We start from the raw sequence: 21,627 nt of genomic DNA, 5'->3' as shown, positions 1-21,627 counted from the left end.
AGTCTGTCAGTCTTTTTGTTCTCCAGCCCTCAGTGTCTTCTCAGGCAAAAAGGTATGGGTTGGCAGAAGAGTGTGATAAAAGGCATATACTGAATTATCGTCAGAACCTACCATAGAGAGTATGGTTCCGCGTGGCAATATACAGGATATCATCCGTTACAAGTGGAGGCAAAAGCGGAGTATCACCTATTTGAAGCGCCCAAACTTTAAATAGCGAAGGGACATTGGCTGGATAGATTACGGAATGAACCATGATACCTCTCTTTCAGTCGTTCATCGAGCGACTCGATATGATTCTCCATGCCATACTATTAATACCCATAATGGATCAGAGCCTATTCTTATTATTCGCTGGCAACAAAGCTGTAGAGTATTTCCCCTCACTGGCTCAGGTATCGATGGATAAACAGAACAGCGATTGCACCTTCGCCGACGCTAGAGGCAATACGTTTGATAGAGCCATGCCACATATCCCCTGCAGCTAAGATTCCGGGAACGTTCTTTTCCAAATAGAAAGGATCACGATTAAGTGGCCAACCCTTTGGTCTCTGCCCGTCGGACAACAGATCAGGGCCAGTGAGGATGAAGCCCTTCTCATCGATATCTACCACATCCCTCAGCCAGGTGGTACATGGTTCCGCACCAATAAAGAGGAACAGTGATGTCGCAAGCATCGTCTGTTTCTCATGCGTACCGATGAGATATTAGAACATATCTTTTGCGAGTAAATCGGTATGTACCAGTATCGTCACATAGCGCGTGTACCTCGCAAAATAGATGGCGGCCTGCCCGGCGGAGTTTGCTCCACCAACAATGTTATACATCTTTATTTAGGATACACACCACAGGAACTCGATTGGAAGCAATCTAACCCTAACAAAAATAGAAGCAATATTTATATAGGAATTGATTTTGTTTACCATGGACATACAAGGCATGCCTTGTCGCTAGTAAAAGGACACGTAATTTTCTATTGCTGAATGGCAAACTGGGGTTGAAGGGGGAGCTTAGAAGGAGAAGCAGGCAAACAAACCCAAGAAGAGAAAGAGCATGGCTCGACGAACTCCGCGCCGTAAGCGACGCACAAGAAGATTCTCATTCCGTTGAAAGAGCACTGTGACCAGTGTGGTTAGCCCCTGTCGGTGGCCAATCACGACCATCACAGCGTGGCCACCTTGTCTGGTCAATGGAGATTAACTCTCGTGATCCGCCAATGCATCCAGCCGGCCTGTCCCAACTACTACCAACGCCAGTGTCCCGAAGAAGAAGGGCGATGGGCCTTGCCCCATCGCGAATTTGGCCTGGACATCATTGCCTTGATCCCGCCGTCAAGGAGAAAAAACCAGGATGCATTTGCTCACTGATATGCGCACCCCGAGCGCCGTCACTCACTGCCTGGCATATACGCCCAAACCACGATACCTGCTGCTTCTGTTCCACACTTTACCCATACCTTCCAACACGCACACATCCATAGAACAGCCTACGAGGATATACCAGGGGAATTCTCTTGAGGAAACACTGTCAGAAATCAACCCTAACACAAATATATAAAAAATGCAAATAAGGGATAATCTATCTGAAAAGGCTACAGCTTGCGAATGCCTCCTCTACACGATATGCTATAAAGAATAAATAGAATATACTGTCTATAAGGCATTCTGGCTCAAGCTTGTAGAGAATCCTTTTCGCTGTTTTTTTACCTCATCATATGCGCGAATTTTTCTATCCACGACGAATTACATTTCTGACCCGTTGCCTGTCACACCTTTCCCCATCGCCATACGTGTTGATGGCAGGAGGTATGTCTCTTACACAACAAATCTTGTAGAGAGGTTGTACAGTGCAGAAGCGGGTGCTTCATGATTACAGCAAGTGGCATAACCAAAGGAATCGCCATCGAGATCGAAGGTGAACCCTATATGGTTGTCGATTGGGAGAAAGTCGCCAGGGCGCAAGTCGATCCAGACGTAAAGGTAAAGTTGCGTCACATACGCACACATGACTTGATTGAACGAACCCTAGATGCACATTCCGAACTTACAGTCGTTCTGATTGAGCGCCTTGCAGTCGTCTTTACCCACTGGGATGGTGAATTCTACCACTTCGCAGATATCGGCTCCGACAATCCCGATGATCCCGATGAATTTCAGCTCCCACCAGAAATGCTAGGTAAAGCGAGCAAATTTATTGTCGATGATCTGCAACTCAACATGCTTGTGCTTAACAGTGAGCCGGTTGGCGTCGAATTACCGCCCTCGGTCATCATGCGCGTAAAAAGTGTTGATATGGTTGGGCGCTACTGGCGCGCTATCATGGAGGGACCCGCGAGACTTGAAACTGGCCTGGCCGTAATGGTCCCCCCCATCATCTCCCCAAGTGACCTCATCCGCGTCAACACGGAAAACGGAGAATATATGGAACGCATCACACCTTGACTTCATCCCCTGGGTACAGGCAACTTTGTCAGGTTGCCTGTACCCAGTTCGCTGACACACATCCTTAGAATCGTGCCAGGAGTGCCGTTTCATCTCCATAGTAGAGATAATAGGGCCTGGATTGTCAAAGTTAAGGAGAGCAAAAGTATGATTGCTTGTACACATCTTGATCAAATACGAAATGTCGAGCCTCACTCACGTGGGTGTGAAGAGTGTTTGAAGATGGAGATACGTGGGTGCATCTACGCGAATGCCTTACCTGTGGTCATGTTGGTTGCTGTGATTCATCAAAGAATAAGCATGCAACGAAGCATTTCCACAAGACGTTACATCCCATCATATGCTCACTGGAGCCTGGCGAAAGCTGGCGCTGGTGCTACGTAGATGAGTTGCTTTTCTAATAGGGATGGCCTTGGCGTAAAGACCTGAGTAGAATGAGGTCCTAAGTATCCAGACCACGCATAGATGATGCTCCTCCTTCGCAGAGAATGGACCAAACGTGATGCACCATTTGCGGACCATTTCATCTTAACGGGGCATGACGAAGATAAACCTCTCGACTGAGGCCAGGGGCTTCTTGCTGGGAAACTGAATCCCGCCTGTGACGAGGACCGCCCCGTCATTCAGGAGCGTCGCTGTGTGGTAACTGCGTGCTTCGTTCATGTTACTGCCATTTGTCCAGCTTCCATCCAGGGGTGGGTTATCAGGTAGCGTTTGATAAAGTTCTGCTGAAGAAAGGCTCACCACATCAGTGGGCGCCCCTACCGAGGTAGTGAAGTAGTTTCCCCCGGCTACCAGTACAACTCCTTCCTCGAGCAGGGTGCTGGTATGCCTGTGACGCCGCTGCTGCATGCTTGCGGTCTGGTGCAGTTCTCGTGCGATAGGATAGTAGCGCTCCTCGACTGGAGTGTCTGCGTGCTGAAAGGGACCGGTGAGCGCGTTGGCACTTGTCCTGGTTCCTCCACCAGCCAGGAGCACAGTGCCGTCGGGGAGAAGCGTGGCAGTGTGCCAGGCTCGGGCATACTTGAGAGGCAAGGTATCATCCAAGGTGTCATGCACTGGATCATAGAGATTGGACGCGAAGACAGGATTCTCCCATTTACCGCCATAATTCGAACCGCTGTACAGGAGCATATACGTGTCTGCGAGCAGATTACCTGTCCCGGCGTAGCGACAGTTCCCCTTCGCCTTCTGACGCCACGTCTCGGTAATAGGGTCGAACCACTCAACCAGGTCGAGGCTGATTACGGGTTCACCTGCAACTCCACCGTTTCCGTTAGCGACGAAAACTTGCCCACCAGGAAGAAGCGTGGTGGTGTGCTCTGCATGAGCGCTTAGCATGTTCGGCATTCTCTTCCAGGTGTTGGTTGTAGGGGAGAATAACTCAACGGTGGCGAGCACCGGAATCCCCATACCGGACCTTGCTTCTGCGTACCCACCGGCAACCAGGACCTGACCATCTTGCAAGAGCGTCGCCGTATGGCCCCACCGTGGGTCGTTCATCGAACCAGTGTGCATCCATTGGAGCGTCTGGGGGTCGAAGATCTCGGCGGATGACCTGGTTGGCCCCACGTCCAGCCCATTCCCGCCAGCAACCAGGACTCGTCCATCACGTAGCAGTGTCGCCGTATGCCCCCAACGTGCCTCATTCATCCTCCAAGTTGTTTCCCAGATGCCCGCCATGACGTATCTCCTCCTCATTTCTTCGATAACTTGATGTAATATTTATTGAACTAGAGTTTCACCATATCACTACCTCCATGATCCGAAGGTTCTCATTCATACAGTTCCCATTGCTCGTTGTTTGTCCTGAGCTCCTTGATACATCGCACTGAACGAGGCCGCAAACTTCTGTATCCCTTCTTCTTGAAGTTGCTGTGTGACCTTCTCATAGGAGATACCTACCTGCTCTAGAGACGTAAGTATATTACTCGCCTCGACAAGATCATGTTCGATACTTAAATGAACTTGTCCATGATCACGGAAGTGTTCTATAGTTTCCAAAGGCATTGTATCTACGGTATTCGGCCCGATCAGTTCTTCAGCGTACAACACATCGCGATATGCCGGGTTCTTCGTACTCGTACTGGCCCACAGTGGACGCTGCATCTTTCCTCCTGCTCGCGCAAGCGAGGCAAAATGAGCTGTACTAAACACCTCTCTGAACTCCTTATAGACAAGACGAGCGTTCGCAATTGCGGCTTTCCCTTGCAACGAGGCGATTTTGTGCTGCTCTACGGAATCACGCGTTGACCTGATCTTATCTTCAAGCAACGAATCAACCAACACATCCAGACGGCTGACAAAGAAGCTGGCAACGGAAGCGAGGTGTTTGATATCTTGGCCTCTCTGAAGACGAACCTCTAACGCACTTACATATGCTTCTGCAACCCGATGATAATTCTCCAGAGAGAAGATGAGCGTCACGTTGACATTGATGCTCTCTGTCAACGCCTGCTGAAGGGCCGCAATGCCCTGTGGAGTTCCTGGTATTTTAATCATGAGGTTTGGACGTGCAATCATATTCCAATACCGACGCGCTTCCTCAAGTGTTCTTGGGGTATCATAGGCGAGTTCTGGCGAGACTTCCAGGCTGACAAATCCATCTTGTCCACCCGTTGACTCATAGACGGGATACAACATCTCAGCAACGGTGCGAATATCGGTCGTCACTAACAGGTCACAAATGTCTTTGGCGCTTTTGCCCTCACTTATCAGTTGATGCATCTGCTCATCATAGGCATGCCCTGCGCGTATGGCTTTCTCAAAGGTCGTGGGATTGGCTGTCACTCCTACAACGCCGTCTTCCTCGAGGAGACGGTGAAGCTGTCCAGACTTGATCTGAGCACGATCAATATTGTCATACCACAGGCTTTGTCCCAATGGCCTCAATTGAAGTAATGGATTGCTCATAGCCTCATCCTCTTTTCTGCTTGCTGGACTCTGTCCAAATAAACACGTAGCTAGCCTGTTAGGCGTTTCTCTAATAAAGAACTTCAGCTTACCGTTCGCTTAAATGTGAGGTCGATATTACGAATCATCAGCTAACCCAAGATAGACAGCAGGAGAGAAGCCAAAGAGGGCCAAAATCTGCTGTTGAAGAGGAGAAAGAGGCGTGACATGCCGCTGTGCAAAACCAGGAGCAGAAATGACCGTCAAGGTCACTTCGCGGAAAGCCTCCAGCAAGCGTTCAGCCGTGGGCTGAGCCGTCCGACGTTTGGGGTTGCCAGCAAAGAGGCCAGCCAGTTCCTCTTTCTGCTCGCCCAGGCGTTGACGTACCACGCCTTCCAGCACAGTCAGAACGCGCAAGGCCAGGGTGAGCAAACGGACCAGCCCGATGCGGTGGTCATCGCGTTGCACGTACAACGGAGCCAGGGACAGAGGCTGGCCTTTGAGGCGAGCGAAGTTGCGTTCCACGAGATATTCATCGCGATAGGCTTCGACGGCTTGCTCCAACGTCAAGTGGTCCATCGGATGGTTGGTGGCATAGACCCGCCAGCCAAGTTGACTCATGGCCCTGGCAAGAGCCGTCTCCTCTCGCGAACTGGTCAGCGTGAAGGTGAGGTCGCGGCGCTCTGCCGACAAGCGCCCCCGATAGGCGCGCACCAGACGCTGGTGGACGTGTTCCTGGATCTGCACCTGCAAGAGCCCCTCGACACGAAACTGCTTGAGAACCGCTTTGATCGCTTCTTCGACTTGCGTGCGCCCTGTCAGGCGAGGTTTGCCTTGTCGCCGGACAGCCAGTTCAGCCAGCGCCTGTTGTGCCTTCTGCAGGCGCTCTTGCAAGCTCGCTCGAGCGGCGTGGGTAGCAGCCATCGATTGAACGAGCAGACGACGCTCTTGCCAGCGAAGTTCCTCTCCGTCTCTCTCGGCGGTCACGATCTGGGTCGTTTCATAGCCTTGAGCGATGCAGATGCTGCTTCCCTTTTCGTCCACGCGACAGACTTCGATCAGTCGGCTGCCGGCTCGGCGTTGGATTTCTACTTCCTGATGTATCTGCTCTGCAGGTGCTTGCAGGGCCGAAAGAGGGCACAGGTAAAAATCCCCTTGCGCAGCCAGACTCGCGCGGGTCTGCAACGCGGCCATCTTGCAATCTCCCACATAGAGCAATCCCTGCTGGTGGAGACCCTCACGCACACGGGCAATGATGGGCAGATACACGGGATCATCGGCGTGCTCGCCCGAGAGCACTTCTGTGGCCAGCGGCAGCCCAAGCGGGTCCAAACCGGCCAGCACCAGTTTGAGTTGGGGCAGATCGGGACGATGATCTTTGCTATGGCCCAATTGCAACAATCCCTGCTCGTTCACCTCGGCATAACTGCTGGCGGTCGTCGTATCGATCCGCACACACATTGCGGGCAGATCGTACACACGAAGCAAATGTCCCATCAGTTCCTGCTCAAATGCCTGCCAGTGAACGTCGTGGGAAAGCAGACGCAGCACATCCGCCAGACGATCATCTGTCAGATCTTGTGGACTCAAGCCATCCATTGCGCATCCTCGCAAGGTTTCCAACCGCCGGCTCCCCCACTCTTGCACCTGATTCATCCGATGGTCGGCTTGCGAAAGAATATGAGCCAACCAGACGACGCTCAACTCACCCACGCTCAGTCCTTGGCGATGGCCGTGCGTGGGGATGTGCTTGTCCAGCAGTTCGCTCAGTTTCATGCGCTGCATGTGGGTGATCAGCAACGGAATATCATCCATTCGTTCCGTTTCAATGCTCAAAGCTTCTTTCATGCCTTGAGCTTATCAGAATCGTGTTATTGCGTCCAGATTTAAGCGAACGGTAAGCTTCAGAGTATCAGACTCTCACTTTCCCAAGAAGCGCTGGGTGAAGGTCGCAATAAAGCTGACCTCGATCAACAGACCAGCACTGCTTCTATGGCAGCCAGTCGCGCGAAGGCGTCTCCCAATGACATGTTTGGCAGCAAGAAGCCACGTCCATGAAAACTGACCACACTTAAAACGAGTGCCTCGTCCCAGCTAAGATGGGCAGAGGGGATGAATAGATAGAGACAAGTGAAGCAGAAGATAACGATGAGATAGGCAAGCAGGCTCCTTCCAGGCTTATATCCATAGCCTGCGAGCAGGTCGAGGCAGGTTGAGAAGAGGTATGATCCAAGCTTACCTTGCAGCCGCAAGACGATACGTTGCAAGATTTGCGCGCGGTAGGCAAAGCGCGCCGCCTCCTCATCGAGTCCCTGTGCCCGCAACGCGACGGCGAGCTGACGATTGGCTCGCACCGCCGCCTCATACTCCTCCAACCGGGTGACCTTGTCTTTTCTCTTCCCCGCGTGTAGGGTCTGTCGTGCTTCGTATTCATCACCAAGCATGTCTATTTGTATCCACTGCACGATGGCGAGATTAACGTTGCCCCATTGTGTGTCTGCCAGCGAAGGGCCAATATGCGGCTCACCGCTTTGCGAAACATTTTTCAGTTGTGTGTCCACGCCATGTGACCCGCTGAGTTTGACCCCCTCCAGGTGGGCCTTATAGAGAAAGGTTCGCTCCAGGTGAGCCTTGTACAGAGTTGCTCCCTCCAGAAATGCCTCGTTGAGGTATGCTCCCTCCAGATGAGCCCCACTCAGGTTCGCCTTCTGCAAATGGGCCCCATTGAGGTACCCTTCCTCTAGATGTGCGACACTGAGATTGGCTTGCTCTAGATAGGCCGCACTCAAATAGGCTTTTTCCAGGCGCGCTGCGCTCAGGTCAGCCTTCGCTAGATGCGCTCCATTAAGGTATGCCCCCTCCAGGCGCGCTGCTACGAGGTTAGCGTTTTGTAAATATGCCTCACTTAGATCGGCTTTTGCCATATTAGCTTCATTCAGGTTGGCATTCTTTAGAAATGCTCTAGCGAGGAATGCACGCTCCAGGTAGGCCCTGGCGAGGTTTGCTTGTTCCAGGTGCGCTTCATACAGTGAGGCATGCTCCAGGTGGGCTCCGATAAGGTCAGCTTGCTCCAGGTGAGCCTCACTCAGATTGGCCCCCGTGAGCAGGACTGCTGCGGCGGCACGTTGTTCCGCGGTAGCTTCATCCCACTCTTTGCTGGTAAGACTACCGCGCAGGCGTGCCAGTGGAAGGGTGTGCAGGTCTTCAAACTTTAGATCCGCACCTCGTAGATCCAACCCCGGATGGAGCTCTCGACGCTCATCATCGCCATCGCCGGGCCCCCTCCCTTTCATGGATATTGAAAGCAGCCACTCGACATCGGCACGGCTCAGTTTTACCCCTTTGAATGGATAAAGGCAGTGTATGATGTCCGGAACTGTTGCAAGATAGCGGGATAATTGTTCCTGGCGTTCCTGCTCAATCTCGGGCTCAATATTCCAGGGTTCCTGGTACTCTTGCCTGGTTGCATTCTTCAGGGGAGATGTAGAGAAGATAGCATCTCGCGCTGCATCCCGCTGATTGCCACTTTCCCTTCTCACGCCTGCATTTTTCTCGTTTTCTTCATTAGTAGGCATAGTTTTTTCCTAATAACTGCTTCGCTGGGATAAACATGAAAAAACTGGGGCTCTCATTCAATCTGGGTGCCTATTTAGTCTCTTTGCCGATCATAAATAAATCTCAAATACAAACGACATACTAATGATGTATTCAAAGTCCTTTATTAGTATACCATCTCGATCTACAAAAAATGAACTTGGGAATAACTCAAAATCGAAACAGACACCGTTTGGAGGTAGTAGTCAGGTAGCATCGTAATGAAAGGGGCAGAGTTTTCACCCACAGATTTGCTAGATGTACCCGTTATTACCTGTTAAGAGCTATTGCTGCTACGATCGACAGGAGCCCGATGAGCACGATTGGAGTAGTAAGCAGGAGGAGGCGCAGGCTTGGACCGGGCTTGCGCGTGATCAACCAGAAGATGACTACATTTTCTAATAGTCCCACCAGGGTAGCCAGAAACATCGCGAGTGCGGCTAAAGAACCAGTAATGTGTCCCCTGTTTAATTGTAGGCCTATAAGGACCGAGGAAGAAGCCGCGCTCGCCAAGGCGCCTGCTACTACTGCGACCAGGAAGCCAATGGTTCCAAACAGGAGGTTGGCTACTCTGCTTATTACGGTTAATGAGAAAAAAAGTACGCCAAAGCCTAGTACCTCACGTAGCTCAAGAGGCGACTTGAGCTGCCGAACCTGCGGCTCTTCTCGTTCAGGCTGTTGAGCATTCCCCCATTTTGCTCTCTGGAAACCCAGAAGATCAACTATGACCACAATTCCCGTTGCCAGCATCATTGGCACCAACACTATTACGGTTTTTAAGCTTGCTTGAATACTCCCGGGAAAAGCGAAAATGATGACGAGTACTAGATTACGTAAAATCATGGCCAGATCGGAGAGCACCACATCGGTTGGTGCTGTAGTAGCCATAACCGGATCGTCACGAGCCTCTTGTCCTAGAAGCACCACTGTTGCCGCGCTATTTACGAATCCGCCCAGGGCCGCGCTATAGTGTATGCCGCGTGTGCCAAATTGGCGTAGTAACACGTAGTTCACAAAGCTTAACCCAGACACGATGACGACGGTAAGCCAGACTGAACGCGGATTAAGTACTTTCCAAGGGTCGATAAATTGGTCAGGAAGCAATGGATAGACCACCACTGTAATAAAACCGAAGAGTATCAAGCCGCGAATCTCAGCTACGCTCAATTTGCTGGTTAATGTAACAAACTCTGTTTTCCAGGAGAGAAAAGCTGTAACCAGAAGAGCACTTGCGAATGCAAGGAAAAAAATCCCCATCCCTATCACAATCCCCAGTACATTTGCCGCCGCCAAAGCGAGGGAGGTCGTGATTTCTGGAGGAACTTCTCCGTTCCATAGAGCATGTGCATTGACTAGAAGCAAAATCGCTACCACTATCCCGATCTGTACGTATGCCAGTGTGGGAGACACCAACCAGGAGAGCGTTCCCAGTAATGTGGCTATGGTGAAGCTTCTCACACCAACATCTTTATGTGCCCATTCACGTTCCAGTCCAATGAGCATGCCAATACATGCTGATGCCGCGATTTTTGCTGTCAGCAGTAAAGGCGCATCCATTTTTATTCCTCGTTGATGGGATTTTATCCAGTAATGGGCTCCAAGGCGGGATCAACCTCGATCTGGTTTTCAACTTCGGTGACGCCAGGAGCTGACCATGCGCTCTCTTCCGCTACCAGTTTCTCCATATTAGAATGTACCTTCCCGTGGAGAATTACCTTGCTACCCTGAACTTCGACCGTAATATGTTTTGCGTCCGTCTCTGCATTGCGGACAAGTGCTTCCTCGATTTTCAACTTCAGGTCACCTGGTACCGAATGAGGTTTGACTGTAATAAGGTTGGTGATACCCTTGACCCCTGGTATGTGTTGAACAACATGTTCGGCTTCTCTCTTCTGGAAGTTGTACTCGACCGCGCCCTTGAGCGTTACCCAGCCCTTGCTTACCGTCACATCCAGGTCATCAATCGGAACGGGTGCATGCCATGCAAGGGCATCTATTACAGATTTAGTGAGGTCATCATCGGTGCGCTGAGCGGAACTGGCCAGGCGAACCTCAATTTCATTGACGACATCCCTAACATCGCGAACACGGCGAGCAGCGGCCTCGGCTGCAACCTTTTGCACATATGAATCGACCCAACCAAGCAGTGTGACGATCCCATTCTTGACAATAACACCGATTTCGTTTGCACGGACGCGTGGCTCCCACCTCAATTCTTCCAGGACATTCTCCTGAATTTCTTCATCAGTATGAGGGCTAATCGCCATGTTGTGCGTCTCCTTCTAGTGTCTTTCATTGACATCATCTACGATTTCCCTTATATCAAACGAGGATTTCAACGTGACCCCAGTGTAACCTTCAATGCTTATTAAGCATGTCATGAACCATGTTAGAGCATTTCAAGCGGCCGCTTCGCGGTTGGTGGCGGAAACGCGCTGTCAAGCATGGCAAGCTCCTGTTTCGAGAGGAAGATGTTGAGTGCACCACGGTTCTCCTGGGTATGCTCCGGTGTTCCAGACTTGGGAATGGCGTTAACTCCATCAAGCCGGATCACCCAGGCGATTGCCACCTGGGTTGGTGTCGCGCCGTGTCCGTCCGCTATTCTCTGAAGCACGGGATGGTTAAGCAATCGGCCCTGCTCAATTGGCGAGTAGGCCATGATTGGAAGGCTACGCGCGCGGCACCAGGGCAGCAGATCATACTCGATGCCGCGCCGCGTGAGGTTGTAGAGTACCTGATCGGTCGCGACGTCCTCGCCATTACGTGTGATCACAAGTTCTTCCATATCGAACACGTCGAAGTTGCTGACGCCCCAATGGCGAATCTTGCCCACGCGAGCTAAATCCGCTAAGGCACCGAGCGTCTCTCTTAATGGCACAAGGCCGCGCCAGTGTAGCAGATAGAGGTCAATGCGGTCTGTTCCGAGACGCATCAGGCTACCCTCGCAGGCAGAGATTGTCCCGCCTCGTGTCGCATGCTCTGGTAACATCTTGCTGACCAGAAAAACCTCGTCGCGCCGCCCGGCAATCGCCTCGCCAACAAGTTCTTCAGCGGCACCATCGGCGTACATTTCGGCTGTATCGATTAGTGTCATGCCGAGATCGAGACCAAGGCGCAATGCCGCGATCTCGTCATCTCGATGCCGGGCGTCTTCCGCCATGCCCCATGTGCCCTGTCCAAGCACTGGGATTGCCTCGCCGGAGGGAAGCTTTATTGTGCGAATGGCAACAGACATGGCAATTCTCCTTCTTTTAGGCCAACTTCGTCACGATGGTCTGGAGGGACCTTTATACTCTACTGCCTTTATGAAGTTCTTGTATCTAATCTTGCAAGGTGATGAAATCTTAATGCCCATCTATACTGTAAACGCGGGTATACTATTAATTAACTAAAAAATAACAAATATCATAAATAAAAACCTTTGTCAATGCCATAAATAATTCATATCTATAAAGAAGAGGAATGGCCTTTGATAAAATCGAACCTCCCTGAGATCCTTCAAGTACCAGGGGATAATATCTTTCTTCGCGAAGTAACATAAGCGCGGCAGCGTAGAGATGCTCCCGTTCTTTCGGTGAGACCTTTTCCCATAACCAGACGTGCTCTCTATAAAAGAAGGCTATTTGGTACCAGACCAATCAAGCAGAAGTTGTGTACATCGCTTACGGGGAGGATTTCATGATTTTCGCCGAAGGAAATGGAAAAAGGTCTTGTACTCGAGATTAAGGGGGAGCCTTATATGGTCCTTGATTGGCGCCGCCTCGTAAGAGCCCAAACCGAGCCGAAACTCTGGTTGAAGCTGCGTCATTTACGGACGCACGCCGTTATTGAACGGACACTGGAGGCTGACACCAAGCTCAAATTGGTTCCAATTGAGCGCCTCCCGGTGGTCTTCATGTATTAGAATAGAGAGCTGTACCACTTCGTGGATCCCACCATCTCGGATGAAATAATGTTTCCTGCTGAGATGCTTGGCGAAGCGAGCAAATATATCGTCGATGGCTTGCAACTCGACCTTCTTCTGCTCAATGGCGAACCGGTTGGAGTAGATTTACCTCCATCGGTCGTGATGCGCGTTAAGGATGTTGAGATGTCTGGTCGCCACTGGCGCGCCACGATGGAGGGGCCAGCGCGCCTAGAGACCGGTCTGGTAGTAGAGGTTCCCCCTTCATTTCCCCAGGCGATCGAATCCGCGTCAATACGGAGAATGGGGAATATATAGAGCGAGTTTTGTGAAGCTCTCCGCTTCAACACCAGGAGCCGCTCTCCACCCTATATGCCGCTGCGTGTGGCGCATAGAGTGGAGCACCAGCAAGGAAAGAGGACTCATACAGTTGACAGGACGAGTCGGGGACGATTTAGCTCAAGAGGCAGAATTGAGCCTTGCAATGGATCAGCTCAAGAACATGCAACGAATTTTTAAACGTGTAAATTCACGTTAACCGAGCAACTGACTGGATTAGAAGTCGCCAGCAGAAAAGATCCAAAAGGAGACACCGACACATGAATCCCTTACTGCAATTGAAAGAACTCGGACAAAGTGTCTGGTACGATACCATTGACCGGAGTGAACTGCTTTCGGCTTCTTTGTGCGGCTGATCAATGAGGATGGTATTACAGGAGCAACAGGGAATCCTACCATTTTCGAACAGCCAATCAGTAAAGATACAGCCTATGACGAGCAGATGCAGCAATTGTTAGGAGAGGGAAAGAACGCTCAAGAGGTCTATGAGGCACTTGCACTGACGGATGTGATGAAAGCAGCTCAAATACTCCGCTTCATTTATGAACAGACAGATGGACGGGACGGGTACGTGAGTATCGAAGTCTCACCCTTGCTGGCGTACGATACCGCAGGTACCCTGGCGGAGACACGGCGGCTGTGGAAGGCGCTCAATAGTCCGAACGTGATGATCAAAATCCCCGCGACACCGGCAGGCATCCCGGCTATACATCAGGCGCTTGTCGAAGGAATAAACATCAACATTACGCTCATTTTCTCGATCGAGAACTACCGCCAGGTGGTCGAGGCGTATCTGAGCGCGTTGGAAGAACGTAGAACGAAAGGGCAGGACATCAAGCGTATCGCCTCAGTCGCCAGTTTCTTTGTCAGCCGTGTAGATGTGTTGGTCGATCAACTGATCGAGGACAAAATCAAAACCATCAGCCTCCACGCCGAGCAGCAAAAACTCAGGGGTCTGCAGGGCAAGATTGCTATCGCCAACGCTCGCCTGATCTATCAGGAATTCAAACGGCTGTTCGCGAATAGACGCTTTGAGGTTCTCAAACATCTGGGAGCGGAGAAACAGCGGCCGCTGTGGGCCAGCACCAGCACGAAAAACCCGGCGTACCGGGATGTGCTCTACGCAGAGGAACTGATCGGCCCCGATACGATTGACACCATGCCGCTCAAGACCATCGAGAACTTTCGCGATCACGGCCGGGTGCGCTACTCTCTCGAGGATGCCCTTCCAGAAGCAAAAGCTGCGCTTGCTGCGCTCGAAGAAGAAGGAATCCACTATGATCAGGTCACCCAGCAACTCCAGGAGGAAGGCGTGCAGCGGTTTGCAGATTCCTTCTGTGCACTGCTTGCCAGCATTGACCATAAACGAAAGGTTCTTCGAACGCGTTAGGAAGAGTTCCTACACTTGATGCACACACAGGTATTTTCCGCGTACAGCGAGAGGAAAATCGGATGCGAAAGATGTTGACATTGGCTGCGGCGGTAGCGGCAGCCCTCGCGAGCAGGTGACTGATGCGGCCTCGGCGAGACAAACAGAAGTCAGAACAGGTACGTGAGAACGAGGAGATGTATCGTCGCGCGAGCACCCGAATACTCATCCTTGGTGCTGGATATAGTGGGTTGACCCTCGCGCTTCAACTAGGGCGGGAGCTCAAAGCCTTGAACAATATACGGGTCATGGTCATCGACCGCAATAACGATCTACTGTTTACGCCATTGTTGTGGACAGTAGCGAACGGGCGTGCGAACCCCAATAACGTGGTCATCCCCATCCGCGATTTCCAAAAGGGCAGACAATTCTTTGTCCGGCACGCTGAGATTGAGCAGATTGATCTCGACCAGAAGGAGGTACGAACATCGCAGGGCTCTCTTCCATACGATATTCTTGTGATAGCCCTGGGCAGCCGCACGGCTGTGCCAGACCTCCCTGGCCTGCGCCAGCATGCGCTCCCGTTTCACACCCCAGCCGACGCCTTGCAGTTGCGCAATCACCTCATCGATGCCATTGAATCCGCCCATTACGCCACCGACCCGGCGGAGCGACAGGAATGGCTCACGTTCGTTGTCGGGGGCGCAGGCGATACCGGGGCTGAATTGGCAGCGATCGTCCATGACTACCTCCTCACTGGGCTCTTCAGGGCATATCCATGGCTAGCCGATGCGCCCGTTCGCGTGGTCATGGTTGGACGAGCCGAGCGCATCCTTCCCATGAGCGACCCCCGCACGTCTCACCTGGTCTATCGAGCACTCAAGCGGGAGGGGATCGAGGTGCTGACAGGGAGATCGATCACTGGCGTAGAGGGGAGGGCGGTGCTCACCAGTTCGGGGACTATTCCTGCGCGGACACTCTTCTGGGCGGCAGGAATCACCGCACCCGAGGTGGTCTGTCACCTGCCTGTACCGCACGCACGCAATGGTGCTGTCCTCGTCGATGACCACCTTCGCATCCCCGAGTATCAGGATGTCTACGTGATCGGCGATTGCGCCTGGGCGTACGATTCGATCACCAAAGCTCCCGTGCCACCAACCGCTCAGGCAGCACGTCAGCAGGGGGCTTACGTGGGCAAGGTTCTTGCCAGGGAGTGCACGAACCAACCAGCACTGCCCTACCGATACACACCGCTTGGCCACCTGGCGCTGCTGGGCCATGAGACAGGCGTAGCGCAGGTGGGTTCGCTCACTTTTGGAGGGCTCCCCGCGTGGATTCTCTGGCACCTGGTGTACTTGCTGCGCAATCCTTCGTGGACCAGGCGGATACGGTTGGTGGCGGACTGGCTTCTCTCCGGCTTTCTCGGTCCTGAGACCGGACAGTTACGCCTGGAGACCGAGCTGTCACAGCACATGAGTGCCCCAGAGCCGATGGCAAACCGAAAGCCCGGGAGGGAATCCTGAAAGAAGAGGTACCAGAACGGAAAACACAGCAGCAGTGACACTCATGCATAATATCTGTTAGAAGGATTTTTGTTTTCTTATTCTGTTTCATATGAAAAAGAGTCGTATTCCAATGAAAGATAAACCAGAGAGAAACAGTATGGATGGGAGCAAAAATTACTTGATAGATATGGATGGAGTGATTGTACGGGGAAACACACTTCTCCCTGGTGCAAAAGATTTTATCCAGCATCTCCAGGCTCAGAAGATCCCGTACTTGATTCTGACAAATAACTCGCGGTACACTCCGCGCGATCTGCAAGTGCGATTGTCCTTTATGGGGCTGGATTTGCCGCACGAAGCAATCTTTACTTCCGCCCTGGCGACCGCCCAGTTTCTGCATATGCAGCGACCCGGTGGGCGGGCATACGCCATTGGCGAGGCCGGGTTAACGACGGCATTACATGACACCGGCTACGTTCTGATTGATCAGGAACCTGAGTATGTGGTACTGGGTGAGACGAATACCTATAGCTTCGAGCGCATTACGCGAGCTATTCGTTTCGTCAATGCGGGTGCCCGTTTCATTGCCACCAACCCCGACGTAGCGAGTCCTGGAGAAGGGGGAATTGTTCCTGGAACCGGCGCCGTGGCAGCGCTGATCACTGCCGCGACAGGTGTCAAGCCTTACTCTATTGGCAAACCGAATCCGCTGATGATGCGCACTGCTCTGCACTCCCTTCATGTGCATTCCGGGGATGCTGTAATGATTGGTGATCGCATGGATACCGACATTATCGCTGGAATTGAGAGCGGCATGCGGACCATTCTGGTACTCACAGGCGTTACCACGCGAGAACAGGCAGAGCGCTTTCCCTATCGTTCCACATGGGTACGAGAGTCTCTTGCGGATGTGGAGGTGTAAAAGGCATTCATGCTAGGCTGGGAAGCAAGCGCGTTCTTCCTGGTTTCGGCACAGGGTACGGTAGTGTTGCAAAAAATTAAAGCTCAGCAAATTGAGCATATATATGAGCGGAGTCCACGAGGAAAAGATGCAAAACATTCACATTTTTTTTGCAATAGTGATTCTTATGCCGTAATTACTTGCTCCGCTTTCTCAGCTCAAAATTTTTTGCAACACTACCGGAATAAGCCCCCTGATCTGCCTTTCCTGCCGAGGATAGCTACGCGCCTCGCATGTGTTTATGAACTTGATGGCTTTCGCTAAGCATAAGTACAACAAAACAGACCAGCCAGTGGTCGACCATATAGTCATCACCCGTGGCATGTGGGAGAGCTGCATGCGCATGTGTCCATGCGGCCGCCAGCGCAGGCTCGATCCGTGGATCTCCTGCAGGAAGGCTCTCAGCGATGCGACGCCAGCACCAGGCACGACTGGCATTAAGCCCATGCAGGTGAGCTATGAAACCATCGCTGGCATCTGAAACGACTGCCGGAGTAAACAGGGCCGCTGGTTTTTCGTCCGTAATCCCGGGTAGGAAGGCAGCCAACCAGCCAGCAAATCTGTCAGATGGCAGAAGTTGCAACATCAGTTCAGCCTCGACCAATGTAGGTGATAGAAAGTCTGTCCCCGATGGTTCAAATTGACCGGGATAATTGGTATCGCCATCATACCATCGGTGAGCGTTAGCAGTAATGGCTTCGAGCAGTGCGGCATCACCAGCTCGCGCTCGTTCATAGGCATAGGGCAGTGACCGCGAGAGTCCGAAGGCACTATTGGAATGTACACCATGCCGTACTGGATAGGTCGCTTTTGGCAACCAATGTAAAAAATTATTTGTTAACGCTTCGGCTAGTGGAGCAATGTTCGTTGCCCAGCGCCGCGCATCGGGATCATCCCAAGTTATAATTTCATGCACCAGTTGTAATGCCCACCCCCAACCATAGGGGCGTTCGCGGCTACCATTCATCGGATGGCCGATGAACGCCGCCTCTGCTGCCAATGCCTCTGCGGTGAAGTGTTCATCTAGAGCGGCACGAATCTCCTGTTGGGGCACAATGTCGCCAGCACGGCGCAAAAGCCGCACCAATAACCAGTGCATTTCTACACAGGAATGCCAATCGAAACTGCCATAAAAAGCTGGTGATTGCTCGCGAGGCCGGTGTGGGAAATCACCGGGTGTCTGCATTACATTGTGAACAGCGTACGGAAATTCTCGCTCGATATTGTTCAGTGCCACACGCACATAGTCAGTTGCGTTGGCACATAATACCGTATCCCATTGAGTGATACTATCCATCATTTTGCTCCCCTCAGTTTTTTCTTACCTTTGCTGTAAATTTTGGGGTATTGTCAACTTAAATTTTTTTGTTGATGAGCTTTCACCACTTCGATGCCATATCAGCCAGAATTCTCGAACAAACAAGGGCAAGAAACAGGGCACAATCCCCACTTTGAGGTCTGTTTCTCTTCTATAAGCTCTACAGTTGTAATTAAGTTGACAATACCCGAGGCCAGAATGCCTTCATTGCCAGGTTCTTTGGAGTGGTCGCTTAAACGACACCAGGAAGGAACTTCATTCTTCTTTTGATTTCTTCATAATTCTTGCAACACAACCCTTTTATTCAACTACTGCAGGCAGCTGCTTGCCAATTGGTTTCTTCTTGCCTCTCTTGAGAAATACCCAGAAGGAAATTAATCCAAGCAAGCAGCGTTGAGCTTGCTTTATCTCACGCCATTTGTATACTCTATTATGAGGAGAACAGGTATCCGCAGGCACATTTTTCAGGATGCAAAAAGATCGCTTGCTCGGTCTCAATGGCGAGAAACTGGGAGGTGATCTTTTGTCTCCCAAGATGGACGGGATCAGAGTCAGCTTCGCACGAGGCAAACAATACAGGATCACATGAGTATGCAACTCTTCATTCTCCTCTTGGTGCTCTTCGTCCTCCTGAAAGGTCTTCTCTGGTTCAGGGAAATACAGGACCGGCGCCAATGAGCCCACTGAGAAAAAGCGACACAATTTATTCGATGACACTGTTTCAAGAGTCCGCTCCCGGTTGACACGCCTTCAGCAGAAGAAGCGTTCCTCTTGTTTCTAGCAGAAAAGGCAACTTCTATGGAGCATCATTCAAGAAACATACGCGCCAGTCAAGGCGATGAGAAACTCACAACCGTATGCGCATACAGAAACAGTCGTGGCCGTTCAAGGGGTCTCTCCATCTATGCAGGGTTCTTCTACGAGAGAAGATATTGAAACCTCGCAGGGACGATCATGTCGGAGAGGCATGCTCAAACTCAGTGTGTCTACCCGGCATGGCCGGCATCCAGGTCCGGCTCGCAGGTTGCCCACTCTCCTCCAGGGCAGAAACCGCACCCAAAGCGCACTGATCAGATGGTCTATGACTGCTATGACCAGGAGCGAGGAAGACCATGCGTTTCTCCTGCAACCCAGGTAATGCGGGAAACGAGAGTCAGAACCTCCCTTCCTGATAACAACTTCCTCGAGGTGATTTCTGAGGCTGAGGTAACGGAACGCTGGCGTGATGATGGCAACGCATCCGAGACCGAGGCAATAGGGCGTTGGCTCGACGATGGCGGCGCATCTGACGCCGCGTTTGAGATGGGGAGCCTTTCACCTCGGCACCTTGTACAGCTATAACGCCATCAGGAGGCTTGCCATGACGTTCTTTACCGTGTTTGTGTTTGGTGTCATCGTGGTTTTGTTAGTGTTCGTCGCGCTTTCTGCGATTCGCATCGTGCAGCAGTATGAGCGCGGCGTGATCTTCGTGCTGGGACGTTTAATCGGAGCAAAGGGTCCCGGGCTCATCTTCGTTCCCCCACTCATTTCACGCGTGAGTAAGGTCGACTTGCGAATTATCACGCATACAGTTCCCCCACAAGAGGTCATCACCCGTGATAATGTCACGATCAAGGTGACAGCGGTCCTCTACTTCTACGTCGTCGATCCCATTGTGGCTATTGTCAATGTGATGGACTTTAACCAGGCAACCACGCAGATTGGTCAAACGACCTTGCGCAACGTTCTCGGTCAATCGGAACTGGATGAGCTATTGGCGCAGCGCAACAAGGTCAACCGTGAATTGCAAATCATCATTGACGAGCAGACGGGGAGATGGGGAGTAAAAGTGACCGCAGTTGAGATCAAGGATATTGAGTTACCTGCCACTATGCAGCGTGCCATGGCCAAGCAGGCGGAGGCAGAGCGCGAGAAGCGCGCGAAGGTGATTCATGCTCAGGGAGAATTACAGGCCTCGACCCAGTTGGCTCAAGCCGCTGAAATTATTGGCTCACAGCCTGCGGCGTTACAACTACGCTACCTACAAACGCTGACAGAGATCGCGGTGGAGAAGAATTCGACGATTATCTTCCCGCTGCCGATTGACCTGATTGAACCAATGTTAAAGATGACGCACTATAAGGCGGACAGGGAAGTACGTGAGCCGCCCAACGATGTTCCACTGATGGAGTTCTCTCTCCCGCGTTAGATGACTTCTGGAAGTCGTCATTATCATGGGAGCAATGCTTCTCTGGTGCTGCCACGAGTGTGCCTCGAAAGAGCTTCTTTCTGGCAACTCACACCTGGGGGTATTGTCAACTTGTTAGAATAATGAAGAGCTTTTCAGAAAGAAGATGAGGAAAAAAAGAATGGTGAGTGGTGAGTGGCGGGTGGTGGGGTGCTACACGGCTGCTTCATCCCTATCACCTCGCTCCACACCTGGAATCGTCCCTGCATGAGAGCGTGATACACCGAGGCTTTGAAACGGTATTGTCAACTTGGGGACGTAGCTGGGTATTGTCAACTTATTTACAAAAACGGAATATACTGATGAGCTATAAGACAAGCAATGGAAGGGTAATGAGAGGTGGGGAGGGAGAGGTAATTATGCGACCTGCTTGACTCCAGTCACCTCATTCCATTGCTGGAATCGGCCCTGTAAAAGGGCACGATATTCCCCAACATTCAGACGGTGTCTCGGTGGTTGAAAATGTTGGGAGATAGGGCCAAATACAGAAAGAAAGCGTTGCGCGTGTTTTGCTGATTTGAACCTTCACATTTTCTTTTCTCGTAGACGCGTGGGCTGGTGCGAATTTTCCGCCCGGTTGTTCAGCCTTTGTGCTGCCGATGTTCTACACCAGGCAGGATCTCGCGTTTGGCCGCCACATAACTCTTCAATTTATCAGTGATGATTACGCGCGGAACGTATTGCAACCCTTTGAGAAGTTTGCGAAAAAAGCGTTTCGCCGCGTGTGTGTTCCGCCGGCTCTGCACCAGGATATCCAGCACGTTGCCGTCCTGATCGACGGCTCGCCACAGATACGACCTTTTCCCATTGATGGTGAGAAAGACCTCATCCAGGTGTCACTTGTCCCCACACTGAGGGCGACGCCGGTGGAGTTCGTTGGCGTACGTCTGCCCAAACTTCAAGCACCACTGGCGCACGGTTTCGTAGGTCACGACGATCCCGCGCTGTGCCAGCAGCACTTCGACATCGCGAAAACTGAGTGAGAAGCGGAAATACAGCCAAACAGCATGGCTAATAATCTCAGGCGGAAAGCGGTAGCCTCTGTAATCGGGGGCAGTGGTGGTTGTTTTCATGAGGCTA

At 51.7% G+C, this 21,627-nt stretch carries 17 protein-coding genes and 3 pseudogenes; 10 read left to right on the top strand and 10 right to left on the bottom strand.

What is annotated here, in order from left to right; all coding sequences use genetic code 11:
* Positions 1–380: 380 nt before the first annotated feature.
* A pseudogene (locus tag KRAC_RS42485) lies at positions 381–815 on the bottom strand (NAD(P)/FAD-dependent oxidoreductase); the annotation flags it as partial.
* A gap of 387 nt (positions 816–1,202) precedes the next feature.
* On the opposite strand from KRAC_RS42485, the gene KRAC_RS72535 reads away from it, so the two are divergent.
* The 3 genes and pseudogenes from KRAC_RS72535 (at position 1,203) to KRAC_RS77035 (ending at position 2,839) form a co-directional block, all read left to right on the top strand.
* Positions 1,203–1,364 carry a hypothetical protein gene (locus tag KRAC_RS72535; protein ID WP_157507818.1) on the top strand — a complete coding sequence of 54 codons (162 nt, stop codon included), beginning with the start codon at positions 1,203–1,205 and terminating at the stop codon, positions 1,362–1,364.
* A gap of 498 nt (positions 1,365–1,862) precedes the next feature.
* Positions 1,863–2,438, top strand: coding sequence for an elongation factor P (locus KRAC_RS42480; protein ID WP_007918062.1), 576 nt, complete (start codon positions 1,863–1,865; stop codon positions 2,436–2,438).
* 147 nt (positions 2,439–2,585) lie between these two features.
* A pseudogene (locus KRAC_RS77035) lies at positions 2,586–2,839 on the top strand (UBP-type zinc finger domain-containing protein).
* 127 nt (positions 2,840–2,966) lie between these two features.
* On the opposite strand, the gene KRAC_RS42475 reads toward KRAC_RS77035, so the two are convergent.
* The 7 genes from KRAC_RS42475 to KRAC_RS42445 all read right to left on the bottom strand — a co-directional run bounded on the left by KRAC_RS42475 (position 2,967) and on the right by KRAC_RS42445 (position 12,159).
* Positions 2,967–4,121: a Kelch repeat-containing protein gene (locus tag KRAC_RS42475; protein ID WP_007918056.1), complete on the bottom strand. Its 1,155-nt coding sequence runs from the start codon at positions 4,119–4,121 to the stop codon at positions 2,967–2,969.
* 96 nt (positions 4,122–4,217) lie between these two features.
* Complete coding sequence (gene tal / locus KRAC_RS42470) at positions 4,218–5,351, bottom strand: transaldolase (RefSeq protein ID WP_007918055.1); 1,134 nt, start codon at positions 5,349–5,351, stop codon at positions 4,218–4,220.
* Positions 5,352–5,468: 117 nt separating this feature from the next.
* Positions 5,469–7,178 carry an IS1634 family transposase gene (locus KRAC_RS42465; RefSeq protein WP_007904300.1) on the bottom strand — a complete coding sequence of 570 codons (1,710 nt, stop codon included), beginning with the start codon at positions 7,176–7,178 and terminating at the stop codon, positions 5,469–5,471.
* A 122-nt stretch (positions 7,179–7,300) separates the two neighbouring features.
* Positions 7,301–8,905 (bottom strand): pentapeptide repeat-containing protein, encoded by a 1,605-nt coding sequence (locus KRAC_RS63630; RefSeq protein WP_007918052.1) that lies wholly within the window; start codon positions 8,903–8,905, stop codon positions 7,301–7,303.
* A gap of 289 nt (positions 8,906–9,194) precedes the next feature.
* Positions 9,195–10,481, bottom strand: a complete 1,287-nt coding sequence (locus tag KRAC_RS42455; RefSeq protein WP_007918050.1) for an MgtC/SapB family protein — start codon at positions 10,479–10,481, stop codon at positions 9,195–9,197.
* A 23-nt stretch (positions 10,482–10,504) separates the two neighbouring features.
* Positions 10,505–11,191, bottom strand: coding sequence for a BON domain-containing protein (locus KRAC_RS42450; RefSeq protein WP_007918048.1), 687 nt, complete (start codon positions 11,189–11,191; stop codon positions 10,505–10,507).
* 122 nt (positions 11,192–11,313) lie between these two features.
* On the bottom strand, positions 11,314–12,159 hold the full coding sequence (locus KRAC_RS42445) for an aldo/keto reductase (RefSeq protein ID WP_007918046.1): 846 nt from the start codon (positions 12,157–12,159) through the stop codon (positions 11,314–11,316).
* Positions 12,160–12,663: 504 nt separating this feature from the next.
* Here KRAC_RS42445 and KRAC_RS77030 point away from each other — a divergent pair.
* From KRAC_RS77030 to KRAC_RS42420, 5 genes are all read left to right on the top strand, one after another.
* On the top strand, positions 12,664–12,828 hold the full coding sequence (locus KRAC_RS77030; RefSeq protein WP_007918044.1) for a hypothetical protein: 165 nt from the start codon (positions 12,664–12,666) through the stop codon (positions 12,826–12,828).
* Positions 12,829–13,028: 200 nt separating this feature from the next.
* Positions 13,029–13,160 (top strand): hypothetical protein, encoded by a 132-nt coding sequence (locus KRAC_RS80135; RefSeq protein WP_420795870.1) that lies wholly within the window; start codon positions 13,029–13,031, stop codon positions 13,158–13,160.
* A 353-nt stretch (positions 13,161–13,513) separates the two neighbouring features.
* Positions 13,514–14,557, top strand: coding sequence for a transaldolase (tal, locus tag KRAC_RS42430; protein WP_244422497.1), 1,044 nt, complete (start codon positions 13,514–13,516; stop codon positions 14,555–14,557).
* Between the two features lie 122 nt (positions 14,558–14,679).
* Positions 14,680–16,059: an NAD(P)/FAD-dependent oxidoreductase gene (locus KRAC_RS42425; protein ID WP_007918036.1), complete on the top strand. Its 1,380-nt coding sequence runs from the start codon at positions 14,680–14,682 to the stop codon at positions 16,057–16,059.
* Positions 16,060–16,171: 112 nt separating this feature from the next.
* Positions 16,172–16,963 (top strand): HAD-IIA family hydrolase, encoded by a 792-nt coding sequence (locus KRAC_RS42420; RefSeq protein ID WP_007918035.1) that lies wholly within the window; start codon positions 16,172–16,174, stop codon positions 16,961–16,963.
* Between the two features lie 259 nt (positions 16,964–17,222).
* Here KRAC_RS42420 and KRAC_RS42415 read toward each other — a convergent pair whose 3' ends face one another.
* Complete coding sequence (locus tag KRAC_RS42415) at positions 17,223–18,302, bottom strand: DUF2891 domain-containing protein (RefSeq protein ID WP_007918033.1); 1,080 nt, start codon at positions 18,300–18,302, stop codon at positions 17,223–17,225.
* Positions 18,303–19,274: 972 nt separating this feature from the next.
* Here KRAC_RS42415 and KRAC_RS67505 point away from each other — a divergent pair.
* A complete protein-coding gene (locus tag KRAC_RS67505) occupies positions 19,275–19,661 on the top strand; it encodes a hypothetical protein (protein ID WP_007918031.1) in 387 nt (128 codons plus the stop codon).
* 19 nt (positions 19,662–19,680) lie between these two features.
* A complete protein-coding gene (locus tag KRAC_RS42405; protein ID WP_007918030.1) occupies positions 19,681–20,508 on the top strand; it encodes a slipin family protein in 828 nt (275 codons plus the stop codon).
* Between the two features lie 396 nt (positions 20,509–20,904).
* On the opposite strand, the pseudogene KRAC_RS67500 reads toward KRAC_RS42405, so the two are convergent.
* A pseudogene (locus tag KRAC_RS67500) lies at positions 20,905–21,620 on the bottom strand (IS6 family transposase).
* Positions 21,621–21,627 lie beyond the last annotated feature (7 nt).

The organism is Ktedonobacter racemifer DSM 44963, from assembly GCF_000178855.1.
Classification (GTDB): Bacteria; Chloroflexota; Ktedonobacteria; order Ktedonobacterales; family Ktedonobacteraceae; genus Ktedonobacter; species Ktedonobacter racemifer.
This window is presented reverse-complemented; position numbering and strand designations above follow the sequence as displayed.